This is a genomic window from Streptomyces sp. NPDC051105 (assembly GCF_040682795.1).
Classification (GTDB): Bacteria; Actinomycetota; Actinomycetes; order Streptomycetales; family Streptomycetaceae; genus Streptomyces.
The window spans coordinates 155655-170515 of sequence record NZ_JBFBBR010000003.1 but is presented as its reverse complement, the minus strand read 5'-3'; the positions used below and the strand labels follow the sequence as shown (position 1 = coordinate 170515).

14 protein-coding genes are annotated in these 14861 nt (G+C 72.3%); 7 read left to right on the top strand and 7 right to left on the bottom strand.

All coding sequences use genetic code 11. From position 1 onward, the window contains the following. The first annotated feature begins 85 nt into the window (after positions 1-85). On the top strand, positions 86-1054 hold the full coding sequence (locus AB0N16_RS08210) for a DeoR/GlpR family DNA-binding transcription regulator (RefSeq protein WP_365794353.1): 969 nt from the start codon (positions 86-88) through the stop codon (positions 1052-1054). Positions 1055-1143: 89 nt separating this feature from the next. On the opposite strand, the gene AB0N16_RS08205 is transcribed toward AB0N16_RS08210, so the two are convergent. Then, complete coding sequence (locus AB0N16_RS08205; RefSeq protein WP_365794351.1) at positions 1144-1719, bottom strand: TetR/AcrR family transcriptional regulator; 576 nt, start codon at positions 1717-1719, stop codon at positions 1144-1146. Positions 1720-1794: 75 nt separating this feature from the next. Further along, positions 1795-3567 carry a biotin carboxylase N-terminal domain-containing protein gene (locus AB0N16_RS08200; protein ID WP_365794349.1) on the bottom strand — a complete coding sequence of 591 codons (1773 nt, stop codon included), beginning with the start codon at positions 3565-3567 and terminating at the stop codon, positions 1795-1797. Between the two features lie 375 nt (positions 3568-3942). Between AB0N16_RS08200 and AB0N16_RS08195 the strand changes: the two genes are divergently transcribed. Further along, complete coding sequence (locus AB0N16_RS08195; RefSeq protein ID WP_365795203.1) at positions 3943-4470, top strand: hypothetical protein; 528 nt, start codon at positions 3943-3945, stop codon at positions 4468-4470. Here AB0N16_RS08195 and AB0N16_RS08190 read toward each other — a convergent pair. The 4 genes from AB0N16_RS08190 to AB0N16_RS08175 all read right to left on the bottom strand — a co-directional run bounded on the left by AB0N16_RS08190 (position 4442) and on the right by AB0N16_RS08175 (position 7135). After that, complete coding sequence (locus tag AB0N16_RS08190; protein ID WP_365794347.1) at positions 4442-5044, bottom strand: nucleoside triphosphate pyrophosphatase; 603 nt, start codon at positions 5042-5044, stop codon at positions 4442-4444. The genes AB0N16_RS08195 and AB0N16_RS08190 overlap by 29 nt on opposite strands. A gap of 37 nt (positions 5045-5081) precedes the next feature. Next, a complete protein-coding gene (locus AB0N16_RS08185; protein ID WP_260327982.1) occupies positions 5082-5210 on the bottom strand; it encodes a hypothetical protein in 129 nt (42 codons plus the stop codon). Between the two features lie 110 nt (positions 5211-5320). Beyond that, on the bottom strand, positions 5321-5530 hold the full coding sequence (locus tag AB0N16_RS08180) for an acyl-CoA carboxylase epsilon subunit (protein ID WP_365794345.1): 210 nt from the start codon (positions 5528-5530) through the stop codon (positions 5321-5323). A 9-nt stretch (positions 5531-5539) separates the two neighbouring features. Next, positions 5540-7135: an acyl-CoA carboxylase subunit beta gene (locus AB0N16_RS08175; RefSeq protein WP_365794343.1), complete on the bottom strand. Its 1596-nt coding sequence runs from the start codon at positions 7133-7135 to the stop codon at positions 5540-5542. Positions 7136-7245: 110 nt separating this feature from the next. On the opposite strand from AB0N16_RS08175, the gene AB0N16_RS08170 reads away from it, so the two are divergent. Next, a complete protein-coding gene (locus tag AB0N16_RS08170) occupies positions 7246-8121 on the top strand; it encodes a biotin--[acetyl-CoA-carboxylase] ligase (protein WP_365794341.1) in 876 nt (291 codons plus the stop codon). Between the two features lie 438 nt (positions 8122-8559). Next, complete coding sequence (locus AB0N16_RS08165) at positions 8560-9675, top strand: adenylate/guanylate cyclase domain-containing protein (protein WP_365794339.1); 1116 nt, start codon at positions 8560-8562, stop codon at positions 9673-9675. A 217-nt stretch (positions 9676-9892) separates the two neighbouring features. On the opposite strand, the gene AB0N16_RS08160 is transcribed toward AB0N16_RS08165, so the two are convergent. Further along, positions 9893-10591 carry a hypothetical protein gene (locus AB0N16_RS08160; protein WP_365794337.1) on the bottom strand — a complete coding sequence of 233 codons (699 nt, stop codon included), beginning with the start codon at positions 10589-10591 and terminating at the stop codon, positions 9893-9895. 215 nt (positions 10592-10806) lie between these two features. On the opposite strand from AB0N16_RS08160, the gene AB0N16_RS08155 reads away from it, so the two are divergent. The 3 genes from AB0N16_RS08155 to hutH all read left to right on the top strand — a co-directional run bounded on the left by AB0N16_RS08155 (position 10807) and on the right by hutH (position 14655). Continuing rightward, complete coding sequence (locus tag AB0N16_RS08155; RefSeq protein ID WP_365794334.1) at positions 10807-11601, top strand: enoyl-CoA hydratase-related protein; 795 nt, start codon at positions 10807-10809, stop codon at positions 11599-11601. Positions 11602-11810: 209 nt separating this feature from the next. Beyond that, positions 11811-12953, top strand: a complete 1143-nt coding sequence (locus AB0N16_RS08150) for a sensor domain-containing diguanylate cyclase (protein WP_365794332.1) — start codon at positions 11811-11813, stop codon at positions 12951-12953. A 133-nt stretch (positions 12954-13086) separates the two neighbouring features. After that, entirely contained in the window at positions 13087-14655 is a 1569-nt protein-coding gene (gene hutH / locus AB0N16_RS08145; protein ID WP_365795201.1) for a histidine ammonia-lyase, read from the top strand. Positions 14656-14861 lie beyond the last annotated feature (206 nt).

Here is a 14861-nt window from a genome sequence, read left to right as displayed (position 1 = left end):
ACTTCCGACCCTGCTGTGCGAACAACTTCTGCTATTCGGCGCAAACTGCTGAAACCAGACGGTCGTTGGGGTTACTGTCAGTTTCGTGTTCGCTGCAGAACGTCGCCAATTGATCCTCGAAATGGTGCGCGCGAACGGGGCCGTATCGCTCCGTGAGCTCGCCCGCGTCGTCCAGACCTCAGAAGTGACCGTACGGCGGGACGTGCGCGCACTGGAGGCAGAAGGACTCCTCGACCGCCGGCATGGCGGTGCGGTACTGCCGGGCGGGTTCACGCGGGAGTCCGGCTTTCCGCAGAAGTCACATCTCGCGACCGCCGAGAAGACGGCCATCGCCGATCTCGCCGCGGGTCTCGTCGAAGAGGGCGAGGCCATCGTGGTCGGGGCGGGTACCACCACCCAGGAACTCGCCCGCCGGCTGGCCCGGGTGCCCGGACTCACCGTCGTCACCAACTCGCTGCTGGTGGCGCAGGCGTTGGCCCATGCCAACCGGGTCGAGGTCGTGATGACCGGCGGCACCCTGCGCGGCTCCAACTACGCCCTGGTCGGCTCCGGTGCGGAGCAGTCCCTGCAGGGGCTGCGGGTGTCGAAGGCATTCCTGTCGGGCAGTGGCCTGACGGCCGAGCGGGGGCTGTCCACGTCCAACATGCTGTCGGCGTCCGTCGACCGGGCGCTGGTGCAGGCCGCCGCGGAGGTGGTCGTCCTCGCCGACCACACCAAGCTCGGTACGGACACGATGTTCCAGACCGTGCCGACGGACGTCATCACCCGGCTGGTCACGGACGAGCCGCCGGCTCATGACGACCGTGCCGCCACGGAGCTCCAGGCCCTCGCCGATCAGGGGGTGCAGATCGCTGTGGCCGGAGCGTCGGGAAACCCGGGGGGTGATCAGGTCCCGGCGCGGCAGCAACAGCATCAGCAGCGTCGGGACGTATCCCTTCCGGGGCCGCGGCAGAGTCAGGTGCCGAGGTCGGGCCTGCGGTCGGCTTCGATGCTGAACGGGGAGCAGCCGACGGGGGGCGAGCGGGGGCGGGTCGCTGACATGCGGAGGCGGTGAGGGCCGGGTGCCTGGGCGCCGTGGTGGTTCGGTCGTCTCGCGGGTGCGGGTCCGCCGGGGCTGGTCGCGCCCCGCGGCGGAGCCGCATATCAATACAGCCCCGCGCCCCTGGGCTTCTCTGGCTTGAGGCCCTTCAAAGTCAGGGTCAGCAAGCGGTTTGCCAGCTCAGGATCGCCCGGTGACTCCTCCACTGCCAGGCCGATGGCGTGGGTGAGTTGGAGCAGGTCGGTGATCTGTACGTCGGTCCGTACCATCCCCGCTTCCTGAGCGCGGGCCAGCAGGGCCGCGCCGGCCTCCCGCATCGGAGTGCCGCAACGGGCCAGAGCCGAGTCCGGATCGGTCGATGACGCCGACATCAGGGCCCGGGACAGACCCCGGTATGCCGCCGTGCTGGTGACCACGTCGTGGAGCCACGTCAGCAGGGCCCGGCACGGCTCGGGAGCCGTCAGCAACTCGCGGGCCCTGGCGAGGAGTTCGTTCACCGCGTCTTCGAAGACCGCGCTCATCAGGGCGTGCCGGTTCGGAAAGTGCCGGTACAGGGTGCCGATGCCCACGCCCGCCCGCCGGGCCACGTCCTCCAGCGAGGTGTCGGTGCCGTGCTCGGCGAAGACGGCGCGGGCCTCGGCGAGCAGCCGGTCGTGGTTGCGGCGGGCGTCGGCGCGCATGGGCCCGTTCCAGAAAGTCGGGCGCCCGGCGAACGGGCGGGTGCCGTTCGCCGGGCGACGCGGTTCGGGGTCTCGTCAGTCCTTGATCTCGCAGATCACGGCGCCGGAGGTGAGGGACGCGCCGACCTCGGCGGCGAGGCCCTTGATGGTGCCCGCCTTGTGGGCGTTCAGCGGCTGCTCCATCTTCATGGCCTCCAGGACGACGACCAGGTCGCCCTCCTTGACCTCCTGGCCCTCCTCGACCGCGATCTTGACGATCGTGCCCTGCATCGGCGAGGCGAGGGTGTCACCGGAGGCGACCGGGCCGGACTTCTTGGCGGCCCGGCGCTTCGGCTTGGCGCCGGCGGCGAGGCCGGTGCGGGCCAGGGTCATGCCCAGGGACGCCGGGAGGGAGACCTCCAGACGCTTGCCGCCGACCTCGACGACGACCGTCTCACGGCCGGCGTCCTCCTCCGCCTCGGCGTCGGCCGGGGCGGCGAAGGGCTTGATCTCGTTGACGAACTCGGTCTCGATCCACCGGGTGTGGACCGTGAAGGGGTCCGCGGAGCCAGTGAGCTCCGGGGCGAACGCCGGGTCACGGACGACGACGCGGTGGAACGGGATGGCCGTGGCCATGCCCTCGACCTGGAACTCGTCCAGGGCGCGGGCGGCCCGCTGAAGGGCCTCCTTGCGGGTCCGGCCGGTGACGATCAGCTTGGCCAGCAGGGAGTCCCACGCCGGGCCGATGACCGAGCCGGCCTCCACGCCCGCGTCCAGGCGGACACCGGGGCCGGAGGGCGCGTCGAAGGTGGTGACCGAGCCGGGGGCGGGCAGGAAGTTACGGCCCGGGTCCTCGCCGTTGATCCGGAACTCGAACGAATGACCGCGCAGCTCCGGGTCGTCGTAGCCGAGTTCCTCGCCGTCGGCGATCCGGAACATCTCGCGGACCAGGTCGATGCCGGCGACCTCCTCGGTCACCGGGTGCTCGACCTGGAGACGGGTGTTGACCTCCAGGAAGGAGATCGTGCCGTCCTGGCCGACCAGGAACTCGCAGGTGCCGGCGCCCTCGTAGGCGGCCTCCTTGAGGATGGCCTTGGAGGCGCGGTACAGCTCGGCGACCTGCGCGTCGGACAGGAAGGGGGCCGGGGCCTCCTCGACGAGCTTCTGGTGGCGGCGCTGGAGCGAGCAGTCACGGGTCGACACGACGACCACGTTGCCGTGCTTGTCGGCCAGGCACTGGGTCTCCACGTGCCGCGGCCGGTCCAGGTAGCGCTCCACGAAGCACTCCCCGCGCCCGAAGGCGGCCACCGCCTCACGGACGGCGGAGTCGTACAGCTCCGGGACCTCTTCGAGGGTGCGGGCGACCTTCAGGCCGCGCCCGCCACCGCCGAAGGCGGCCTTGATGGCGATCGGCAGGCCGTGTTCCTCGGCGAACGCCACGACCTCGTCGGCGCCCGAGACCGGGTCCGGGGTACCGGCGACCAGCGGGGCGCCGGCCCGCTGGGCGATGTGCCGGGCGGCGACCTTGTCTCCGAGGTCGCGGATGGCCTGCGGCGGCGGACCGATCCAGGTCAGGCCGGCGTCCAGGACGGCCTGGGCGAACTCCGCGTTCTCGGAGAGGAAGCCGTAGCCCGGATGGACGGCGTCGGCCCCCGCCTCGCGTGCCGCGTTCAGGACCTTGTCGATGTCCAGGTAACTGGTGGCCGGGGTGTCACCGCCCAGGGCGAACGCCTCATCCGCGGCGCGGACATGCAGAGCGTCCCGGTCCGGGTCCGCGTAGACGGCCACGCTCGCGATCCCTGCGTCCCGGCAGGCCCGGGCCACGCGGACAGCGATTTCGCCACGGTTGGCGATGAGCACCTTGCGCACGATTGAGGCTCCCTCCTTGAAACAAGCCGAGTTTAGGGAAGGCCGACACGGCACTTCGACCCGTCCCCAATGGTGAGCTTGCCCACACGGAGCGTGATGCGAGGCTCGCCCGACCCGCGAAAGCCCTTGTCGCACCACGGTACGCAGGACTCCTTCGGAAAACCCTAGCCCCGCGATGTGCTCAAGGTCTCTGTGAGAGCGTGCCGCGCCCCACAACGTTTCTTTGTGGAGTCCCTACGAATGGCCCAACGAATCTTTGCCGATGCCCGGCCCCTTGTCCCCCGGTTTACCCGTTAGTAGCGTTCGCGATGTCTTGAACGTACTTCAAGTAACAGCGGCTCTCGTGGGGCCGTGACCGAAAGTGGGTGGGGGCCGGTGGTGCGCAGACCGGTGGCGTGGGTCGTGGCGGTCGTACTCCTCGCGGAGGCATTCGGCGTCGCCGCGCTCAACTGGTTCATGGGAGTGGTCGTCGACCGTCAGGACATGTCCCTGGCCGGGCTCGATCCCGGCAACATGTCGATGACCGCGAAGATCGGCGCCGTGGTCTTCGGCCTCTACTTCGCCCTGTGCGCCCTGGTGGCCCTGCTGGTGGCGATACGCAACCGGGCGCCCGCCGGCCTCGGCCGCATCCTGCTGATCAGCGTCGCGGTCGTACACGGCCTGCTGGGCGCCGTGGCGTGGGGCCTGATCGGCTGGAGCGCGTTCCTGTTCATGGTGGTCGTCCTCGCCCTCGTCGTGCTGCTGTTGATGACGTACGACCGTACGGAGGGCGCCGGCGCCGGTGCGGACGCCGACGCGGACGATTCCGGTTCCGCTCCGGGGGGCGGTGACCCGGAACCGGAACCGAGGAAGGACACGCCGGCCGCCGGGCCGATCACCCCGCCGGCGCCCACAACTCCGTGATGCCGATGCCCAGCTCCGCGAGCAGCCGGCGGACCAGGGGCAGGCTGATGCCGATCACGTTGCCGTGGTCGCCGTCGATGCCGTCGATGAAGGGCGCGCTGCGGCCGTCCAGCGTGAACGCGCCCGCCACGTAGAGGGGTTCGCCGGAGGCGACGTACGCGGCGACCTCCGCGTCGCTGGGCTCGCCGAACCGGACGACGGTGGAGGCGGTCGCCGACACGTGCCGGTTGTTCGCCGTGTCCCACACGCAGTGCCCGGTCTGCAGGGTGCCGGCCCGGCCGCGCATCGACTTCCAGCGGGCGGTCGCCTCCTCGGCGTCCCCAGGCTTGCCGAGCGCCTGGCCGTCGAGGTCCAGCACCGAGTCGCAGCCGATCACGATCGCGCCGTGCACGTCGGGGCGGGCGGCGACGACGGAAGCCTTGGCCTCCGCGAGGGCGAGGGCCAGTTCGGCCGGGGTGGGGGCGGTGACGGCGTCCTCGTCGACGCCGCTGACGATCACCTCGGGGGCGAGACCCGCCTGGCGCAGGAGGTTCAGCCGGGCGGGGGACTGGGAGGCGAGGACGAGTCTGCGCATGGTGCCAGCGTATCGGTGGGCGCCGACAGGTGGCCGCTCACCTCACGCCCAGCACGATCATCAGCAGGAGCATGACCAGGGCCAGGAAGACGCCGAGCCGCCGGAGGGTGTTCTGCATGTCCTGCAGGTCCTTCGGCGGCTCGTCTTCCGGGTCCGACCACAGCATCCCACTAGCGTGCGGCTCGGCCGACCCAGGGCGCCTGAGTAGGGGTACTTAGATCGGTGCCCCGGGTTGTTGTTCCGTGCGCGGTTCCCCGCGCCCCTTGGGCGTTTTTCTCAGCTCGGCCAGTAGGTACGGGTCCATGCCGTCGGGCTCGGCTGGGGGAGCCGGTGCCGGGCGATGCGGGACGGGTCGGACCAGGCGGCCCTCGCCGTCGGGGGGCCGGACGGGGCGGCTGCCACCGCCGCCGCCCTCGCCCTGACCACCGCCAGCGCGGCGGCCAGTTCCTCCGGGGTCGGGTTGCCCCGTATGACCTTGATCGTCACAGCGGCTCCTTAGAGGGGGATGTTGCCGTGCTTCTTCGGCGGCAGGGACTCGCGCTTGGTACGGAGCTGGCGCAGGCCCCGTACGACGTGGCGCCGCGTGTCCGACGGCATGATCACGGCGTCGATGTAACCGCGTTCGGCGGCCGTGTAGGGGTTGAGGAGGTGGTCCTCGTACTCCTGGATCAGGCGGGCGCGCACGGCCTCGACGTCAGCGCCGGCGGCCTCCGCCTCGGCGATGGTGCGGCGATGCAGGATGTTGACGGCTCCCTGGGCGCCCATGACGGCGATCTGGGCGGTCGGCCAGGCGAGGTTGAGGTCGGCACCCAGGTGCTTGGAGCCCATGACGTCGTAGGCGCCGCCGAACGCCTTGCGGGTGATGACGGTGATCAGGGGGACCGTCGCCTCGGCGTAGGCGTAGATCAGCTTGGCGCCGCGGCGGATGATGCCGTCGTGCTCCTGGTCGACGCCGGGGAGGAAGCCCGGGACGTCGACGAAGGTGAGGACCGGGACGTTGAAGGCGTCGCAGGTGCGGACGAAGCGGGCCGCCTTCTCGCTCGCCTTGATGTCCAGGCAGCCGGCGAACTGCATCGGCTGGTTGGCGACGATGCCGACCGGGTGGCCCTCGACCCGGCCGAAGCCGGTGACGATGTTCGGCGCGAACAGGGCCTGCGTCTCGAAGAACTCGCCGTCGTCAAGGACGTGTTCGAGCACCGTGTGGATGTCGTACGGCTGGTTCGCGCTGTCCGGGACCAGGGTGTCCAGCTCGCGGTCCTCGTCCGTGACGGAGAGGTCCGCCTCCTCCGGGAAGACCGGGGCCTCGGAGAGGTTGTTGGACGGCAGGTACGACAGCAGCTGCTTGATGTACTCGACGGCGTCCTTCTCGTCGCCGGCCATGTGATGGGCCACGCCGGAGACCGAGTTGTGGGTGCGGGCGCCGCCCAGCTCCTCGAAGCCGACGTCCTCGCCGGTGACCGTCTTGATGACGTCCGGGCCGGTGATGAACATGTGGGACGTCTGGTCGACCATGACCGTGAAGTCGGTGATGGCCGGGGAGTACACGGCGCCGCCGGCACAGGGCCCGACGACCAGGCTGATCTGCGGGATCACGCCGCTCGCGTGCGTGTTGCGGCGGAAGATCTCGCCGTACGCGCCGAGGGAGGCGACCCCCTCCTGGATCCGCGCGCCGCCGGAGTCGTTGATGCCGATGACCGGGCAGCCGGTCTTCAGGGCGAAGTCCATCACCTTGACGATCTTCTGGCCGTAGACCTCGCCGAGGGCGCCGCCGAAGACGGTGAAGTCCTGGGAGAAGACGGCGATCGGGCGGCCGTCCACCGTGCCGTACCCGGTGACGACGCCGTCGCCGTACGGGCGGTTCTTCTCCAGGCCGAAGTCGGTGGAGCGGTGGCGGGTGAACTCGTCCAGTTCGACGAAGGAGCCCTCGTCGAGGAGCAGCTCGATCCGCTCACGGGCTGTCAGTTTGCCCTTGGCGTGCTGCTTTTCGACGGCGCGCTCCGAACCGGCGTGTGTCGCTTCGTGGACACGGCGCTGGAGATCCGCGAGCTTCCCCGCGGTCGTGTGAATGTCGATCTCTTCCGGCTCGGACATCGGGATGCGGCTCCCTGCCTGCTCAAAAGGGGGGACGGTTACTCATCCGTAGCGTAGTGGGGCACCTACCAAACGGCAGTGCGGCGTACACCACATCTAGGGTGGCTTGCATGACGCCGCGAGATGCAGCAGACGAGAACAACAATCGCTGGTCCGACCTGGACCGTCCACCGCTCGGGGCGGCGGGGCTGCGCAGGGCTCTGGTGCGGGACGGCGGCCACGGGGGCCTCTACTGCGACATCGAGGTCGTGCAGCGCACCGGCTCCACCAATTCGGACCTGGTGGCGCGGGCCCTCGCGGGGGACGCGGACGAGGGCGCCGTGCTCGTCGCCGAGGAACAGACCTCCGGGCGGGGCCGCCTGGACCGCCAGTGGATGGCGCCGGCCCGCTCCGGCCTGTTCTTCTCGGTGCTGCTGAAGCCGGCCGAGGTGCCGGTGGCCCGCTGGGGCTGGCTGCCGCTGCTGACCGGGGTGGCGGTGGCGACGGGGCTGGCGCGGGCGGCCGGTGTCGACACGGCCCTGAAGTGGCCGAACGACCTGCTGCTCACCGTCGGTGACGAGGAGCGCAAGGCCGGCGGCATTCTGGCGGAGCGGGCCGGCGAGGACGGTGTCGTGGTCGGCGTCGGCATCAATGTCACGCTCCGTGCGGAGGAGCTGCCGGTACCGCAGGCGGGGTCGCTGGCGCTGGCCGGCGCGGTGACCACGGACCGGGAGCCACTGCTGCGGGCGGTGCTGCGGTCGCTGGAGGACTGGTACGGGCGCTGGCGCGCGGCGGAGGGCGACCCGGCGCGCAGCGGGCTCCAGGAGGCGTATGCGGCGGGGTGCGCGACGTTGGGCCGCACGGTCCGGGCCGAGCTGCCGGGGGACCGGTCGCTGGTGGGGGAGGCGGTGGCCGTGGACGGGGACGGGAGACTGGTGATCGCCACGGAGGCGGGGGTGCAGGAGCCGGTGGGGGCGGGCGACATTGTGCATCTGCGACCGGCGTGAGGGCGGGGTGTCGCTTACCGGTGCTTGCAGGGTGCCTCCCCCAGAAGGGCGTACCCCCGGCGCCCAGCCGTGCCGCCTGGCGGTCCCCCGGGCCTTTCGCTGCGGCCGTGCGCCTCGATGCCGTGGTCCGCGAGCGCGTCGAGGCCGGGCTCTGGGGGAGGCATGACTGCCCGCAGCCACGACGGGCCCGTAAGGGGCGCGGGGCTGTAGTCGATGTGCGGCTACCGCCGCGTGGGCGCGATCGGCCCCCGCCGGCCGGCCGGTGGGATCCGGGCAGTTCGTCCCCTGGCGCGGGGGTCTGGGGGCGGTAGCCCCCAGGGAACGCGTGCCGGGGGTACCCCCGGCATCGGCCCACCTCACGAAGTGAGCTACCGCACAGCTGCCGTAGAGTTGAGGCCGGTCAGTATGCGACCGCGGCAGATCGGAAGGGCAGCAGGCGTGACCGTCGACGACACGGGCTCCGGCGAGGGCGCGGACGCCGCCGACTCCGGCGAGGACCCGCTCGCTCTGCGCCTCGAAGGCCTGATCCTCGGTGCCGAGCGCCGCTACACCCCGTTCCAGGCGGCCCGCAGCGCCGGCGTCTCCATGGAACTGGCGTCGAGGTTCTGGCGGGCCATGGGCTTCGCGGACATCGGGCAGGCCAAGGCGCTCACCGAGGCCGACGTGCTGGCTCTGCGCCGGCTCGCCGGTCTCGTCGAGGCGGGCCTGCTCAGCGAGGCCATGGCCGTGCAGGTGGCCCGGTCGACCGGGCAGACCACCGCCCGTCTGGCCGAGTGGCAGATGGATTCCTTCCTGGAGGGCCTGACCGAGCCTCCCGAGCCGGGCATGACCCGCACCGAGGTCACGTACCCGATCGTCGAGCTGCTCCTGCCCGAGCTGGAGGAGTTCCTGGTCTACGTCTGGCGCCGCCAGCTCGCCGCCTCGGCCGGCCGGGTCGTGCAGTCGGCCGACGACGAGGAGATGGTCGACCGGCGGCTGGCCGTCGGCTTCGCCGACCTCGTCGGGTTCACCCGGCTGACCCGCCGGATGGAGGAGGAGGAGCTCGGCGAGCTGGTCGAGGCCTTCGAGACCACCGCCGCCGACCTGGTCGCGGCTCGCGGCGGCCGTCTCATCAAGACCCTCGGCGACGAGGTCCTGTACGCCGCGGACGACGCCGGCACGGCCGCCGACATCGCCCTGCGCCTGGTCGAGACCATGGCGCACGACGAGACGATGCCGGAGCTGCGGGTCGGCATGGCCTTCGGCACGGTGACCACCCGAATGGGCGATGTCTTCGGTACGACCGTGAACCTGGCCTCCCGGCTGACCTCCATAGCCCCCCGGGACGCCGTGCTCGTCGACTCGGCGTTCGCCGAGGAACTGATCCGCTCCGGCGAGGCCCCCGCCTCGGAGGCGGAGGCCGCCGAGGCCGCGGCCACCGCCGAGAAGGAGGGCGAGGAACCCCCGACGTACCGATTCGCCCTCCAGCCGATGTGGCAGCGCCCGGTCCGTGGCCTGGGCGTGGTGGAGCCGTGGCTGCTCACGCGCCGGGAGGCTCCGCCGACCGCCCCGTGACCTCCGCGTAGCCGGGTAGGTGAGCCGCCCCCCCAGGAGGCTAGTGCTGCCACCGGAAAGGTTCACCGGCTCGCGACGCCCGGCACCGCACCTCGCCGCGTTGTCGCACCACCCGGGTACATCCCGTACGCGGGTGATGCTCCGCCTTGCGATGCACCGCACCGATGCACCGCACCGGACGCCGCGAGCTTCCCGGCAAACCTCTCCGGTCACAGCACTAGCCGGCGCGCGTCCCCGGTAGGTCGACGCACACGCCGATGACCGGGACGCAGAGACCGGGGCGGGCGGGGGTGGAGGGCTGGGGTGTGGCGGGGGGTGTGGTCCGGGGTGGTGCCGGGGTCGGCCGTGGGGTGGTCGAGGGTGCCGGTGTGTCGGGGGACTCGGGGATGGTGGTCGTACCCGGGGTGGCCCGTGCGGTGGACGGGGGCGTGGCCGGCAGGGGTACGAGGGTGGAGGCCGTCGTCGGTGTCGTGCTCACCCCGCCCATCGCCGAGGTCGACGAAGGGCTCACCCGGGGGATGGCTGTGGCGGTGGCGACCGTGGCGGCGGCGGGGGTCGACCGGTCCGTCCCGGTGCCCGGGTCAAGCCGCGGTTCGGCCTCGGCGGCGCCGGGGCCGCCGGCGCCCGGATCGACGCTCACTCGGACGAGGCTCAGGGCCCCCGCGGCCAGCGCGATACCTCCTGCGACGAGGAGGACCCCGCGGGGGCGGGAGCGGCGATGCCGGCCCCGGGGGCGGGAGGTGAAGCGGCGTGGGCCGGCCGGGGTGGCGTCCGTGGGGGGCCGCGCCGTGGGCGCCGGGCCGGTCCGCGCCGTCGGCTGCGCGGGGCGCGTGCCCGACGTCGGCTGGGTCGGCTGTGCCGGCTCCGCTGCCGTGAGGTCGGTGTCTCGCTTCGGCTGCGTCGACGTCTCGGTCATCACGATCCCTCCCCGATGCGCTCGCGCCCCCGATGCGCCGTGGCGAGCGCACGTTATGCGCTCCCCTGGGTGGTGCGGTGGGACTTGGGCGGGATGTCACTCGAACGGGTTGCCGGGCGTCGGCGTGGGAACCGGACGTCTGCCCTTTCCCGTTCACGACTCGGCTGCGATGATCGGGTCCAGGAAGTTAACCCACGTTAACCGGAGGGCGTGTCGTGAGCGAGGAGCGGTTCGGGGAGTTCGTGCTGGTACGGCGGCACGGCCAGGTCGCGGAGCTGGTACTGGACCGGCCCAAGGCCATGAACGCGGTATCGGCGGAGATGGCGCGTTCGATCGTGGCCGCGTGCGCCGCGCTGAGCGCCGACCGGGACGCCAGGGTGGTCGTGCTGACCTCCTCGCACGAACGGGCGTTCTGTGTCGGCGCCGACCTCAAGGAGCGCAACTCCATGACCGACGCGGAGCTGGTCCGGGCGCGGCCGCTGTCGCGCGGGGCGTACACCGGCGTACTGGAGCTGCCGATGCCGACGATCGCGGCCGTGCACGGCTACGCGCTCGGCGGAGGCTTCGAGCTGGCGCTGTCCTGCGATGTGATCGTGGCCGACAGCACGGCCGTGGTGGGGTTGCCGGAGGTGTCGGTGGGGGTCATCCCGGGTGGCGGCGGTACGCAGCTGCTGCCCCGCCGGGTCGGGGCGGCCCGCGCGGCCGAGCTGATCTTCACGGCGCGCCGGGTGGAGGCGGCGGAGGCGCATGAGCTGGGCCTCGTCGACCAGCTGGTGGAGGCGGGACAGGACCGGGACGCGGCGCTGGCGCTGGCGGAGCGGATGGCGGGGAACTCGCCGGTGGGGCTGCGGGCGGCGAAGCGGGCGCTGCGACTCGGGCACGGGCTGGACCTGCGGGCGGGGCTGGAGGTCGAGGACGCGGCATGGCGGACGGTGGCCTTCTCGGGGGACCGCGCGGAGGGGGTGGCGGCGTTCAACGAGAAGCGGAAGCCGGAGTGGCCGGGGGAGTGAGGTCCGGGTGGGCCGGAGGCGGGGGTTTCGCTCACCGGCGCGAGGGCGGCGCCCTGTCAGGGGCGCGGGGCTGTATGTGAGGTGCGGCTGCCGACGCGTGGGCGCGATCAGCCCCCACCGGGCCGCGGTCCGTGACGGAACAGGTCGTCGCAACACCTGTTCGCCGCACCCATGTCCCGAATCAACCAAATCCTCCCTAACCTGGAGTAATGGCTGAGGACAACCGGCTCGCCGCCGTCGTGGCGCTGGCTCAGGGCATGGCCGCGGCTCACACCCCACGCGAGTGCTGGCACGCCGCAGCGGTCGGCGCCTGCCGCGCCCTGGACGGCAGCTTCGCCGCGATCTCCGTCTGGGAGCGCGACCTCGGCCGGCTGCGGGTCCTCGTGAACGTCGGGGAGCGCGCCCCGGACGAGGAGGAGTTCCCGGAGGCCGAGGCCTACCCCGTGCACCAGTTCCCGGAGATCACCGAGTTCCTGCATGAGCGCTGGGCGGGCGGCGGCGGCCCCAACGCCTGGGTGGAGACGGCGGAGGGTCCCGCCGCCGGCCGCCCCGGCTACTCGCACCGGCGGGTCGACGCCCTGCGCCGCAGGGGCCGCGGCTGCTGCCTGGTCGCACCGATCCTGCTGCACGGCAGGGCCTGGGGCGAGCTGTACGTCGCCCGGGCCGTCCACGCCCCCGTCTTCGGCCGCGGCGACGCCGACTTCGCCACCGTCCTGGCCTCCGTCGTCGCCGCCGGGATCGCCCAGACCGAGCGGCTCGAGGAGGCCCGCCGGCTCGCGTACACCGACGCGCTCACCGGGCTCGCCAACCGCCGTGCCGTCGACGTACGCCTCGACGAGGCGATCGACCGGCACCGCGCGGACGACGCCGTGGTCAGTCTCGTCGTCTGTGACCTCAACGGGCTCAAGCGGGTCAACGACACCCAGGGGCACGCCGTCGGCGATCGTCTCCTCGAACGTTTCGGCTCGGTCCTCTCCCTGTGCGGGGCGATGCTCCCGGGCGCACTCGCGGCGCGGCTCGGCGGGGACGAGTTCTGTCTGCTCGCGGTCGGGCCGCCGGCCGACGACGTGGTCAAGGCCGCCGAGGAACTCTGCCGACGGGCCGGGGAGTTGGAGCTGGGGGAGGGGGTGGCGTGCGGGGTGGCCTCGACCGCGGACCCGATCGGGCCGGTGCGCTCGGCCCGCCGCCTGTTCCGGCTCGCCGACGCCGCGCAGTACCGTGCCAAGGCGCTGCGCGCGGATCGGCCGGTGGTGGCCGGGCGGGAGGGGCCGGACGACCCCGTCGTACGACTGGCCGACGCGCCCCCGCCGGAACGGACCGAGCGGCGCAGCTTCCGGGGCCGGCGGTCGTGACCCGTACGGCTGCGACGTACCGGTTGTGGCGTACCGGTTGTGGCGTACCGGTTGTGACGTACAAGTAAGGGGCAACTCCGTACCCCACTGGTGACAGCAGCCGCATTCACTGCGTACGCTCCTGAATATGGATATGCACACTGTGGTGGTGGGGACGTCCGGGGTCACCGCGTCCGACGTCCTCGCCGTGGCGCGCGGCGGCGCCCGCGTCGAACTGTCGGCGGAGGCGGTCGCGGCGCTCGCGGCGGCCCGGGAGATCGTGGACGCGCTGGCGGCCAAACCGGAGCCGGTCTACGGCGTCAGCACCGGCTTCGGAGCCCTCGCGACCCGGCACATCAGCCCGGAGCTGCGGGCCCAGTTGCAGCGCAACATCGTGCGCTCGCACGCGGCCGGCATGGGGCCGCGGGTGGAGCGCGAGGTCGTACGGGCCCTGATGTTCCTGCGGCTGAAGACCGTCTGCTCCGGACACACCGGTGTGCGTCCGGAGGTCGCCCAGACCATGGCCGACGTGCTGAACGCCGGGATCACCCCGGTCGTCCACGAGTACGGCTCCCTCGGCTGCTCCGGCGACCTGGCCCCGCTGTCCCACTGCGCGCTCACGCTGATGGGCGAGGGGGACGCGGAGGGCCCGGACGGCGTCGTCCGACCCGCCGGTGAGCTGCTCGCCGAGCACGGGATCGCGCCCGTCGAACTCCGCGAGAAGGAGGGGCTCGCCCTCCTCAACGGCACCGACGGCATGCTCGGCATGCTGGTCATGGCCCTCGCCGACCTGGACATGCTCTACAAGTCCGCCGATGTCACGGCCGCGTTGAGCTTGGAGGCGCTCCTCGGCACGGACAAGGTGCTCGCGCCCGAGCTGCACGCGATCCGCCCGCACCCCGGGCAGGGCGACAGCGCCGCCAACATGCTCGCCGTGCTCGAGGGCTCCCAGCTCACCGGGCACCATCAGGACGACGCGCCGCGCGTCCAGGACGCGTACTCGGTGCGGTGTGCTCCGCAGGTCGCCGGGGCCGGGCGGGACACCCTCGCGCACGCGCGTCTCGTCGCCGAGCGGGAGCTGGCCTCGGCCGTGGACAACCCCGTGGTCCTGCCTGGGGGCACCTCCCAGGCTTTTGGCTCTGGGGGAGGCCGGGTCGAGTCCAACGGCAACTTCCATGGCGCGCCGGTCGCCTACGTCCTCGACTTCCTCGCCATCGCCGTGGCCGACCTCGGGTCCATCGCCGAGCGGCGGACCGACCGGCTGCTGGACAAGAACCGCAGCCACGGGCTGCCGCCGTTCCTGGCGGACGACGCGGGCGTCGACTCGGGCCTGATGATCGCCCAGTACACGCAGGCGGCGCTGGTGAGCGAGCTGAAGCGGCTCGCCGTCCCGGCGTCGGCCGACTCCATCCCCTCCTCGGCGATGCAGGAGGACCACGTGTCCATGGGATGGTCTGCGGCGCGCAAGCTGCGGACGGCCGTGGGCAATCTGGCGCGGATCATCGCCGTCGAGCTGTATGCGGCGACCCGGGCGATCGAGCTGCGGGAGGGCTTGACGGCGGCGCCGGCCTCGCTGGCGGTGATCGAGGCGGCGCGCTCCGCGGGCGTGCAGGGGGTCGGCCCCGACCGGTACCTGGCACCCGACCTCGCGGCGGCGGAGGAGTTCGTGCGGAGCGGAGCGCTCGTGGAGGCCGTCGAGAAGGTGACCGGGGCGCTGCGGTAGGGCTCGGCCGCGTCGTCGGGTGCGGGTGTGTGGGGGCTGGTCGCGCAGTTCCCCGCGCCCCCAAGAAGCGGAGTTCCCCGCGCCCCCAAGATGGGGAGTCTCCCGTATCGCCGGGTGCGGGTGTGTGGGGGCTGGTCGCGCAGTTCCCCGCGCCCCCAAGAAGCGGAGTTCCCCGCGCCCCCAAGATGGGGAGTCTCCCGTATCGC

Bases quoted from the DNA above. Each gene is read 5' to 3' on its own strand.
- AB0N16_RS08190 (WP_365794347.1), bottom strand. From the start codon at position 5,044: ATGCGCAGACTCGTCCTCGCCTCCCAGTCCCCCGCCCGGCTGAACCTC.
- AB0N16_RS08160 (WP_365794337.1), bottom strand. From the start codon at position 10,591: ATGACCGAGACGTCGACGCAGCCGAAGCGAGACACCGACCTCACGGCA.
- AB0N16_RS08170 (WP_365794341.1), top strand. From the start codon at position 7,246: ATGACGCCGCGAGATGCAGCAGACGAGAACAACAATCGCTGGTCCGAC.
- hutH (WP_365795201.1), top strand. From the start codon at position 13,087: ATGCACACTGTGGTGGTGGGGACGTCCGGGGTCACCGCGTCCGACGTC.
- AB0N16_RS08175 (WP_365794343.1), bottom strand. From the start codon at position 7,135: ATGTCCGAGCCGGAAGAGATCGACATTCACACGACCGCGGGGAAGCTC.
- AB0N16_RS08205 (WP_365794351.1), bottom strand. From the start codon at position 1,719: ATGCGCGCCGACGCCCGCCGCAACCACGACCGGCTGCTCGCCGAGGCC.
- AB0N16_RS08185 (WP_260327982.1), bottom strand. From the start codon at position 5,210: ATGCTGTGGTCGGACCCGGAAGACGAGCCGCCGAAGGACCTGCAGGAC.
- AB0N16_RS08150 (WP_365794332.1), top strand. From the start codon at position 11,811: ATGGCTGAGGACAACCGGCTCGCCGCCGTCGTGGCGCTGGCTCAGGGC.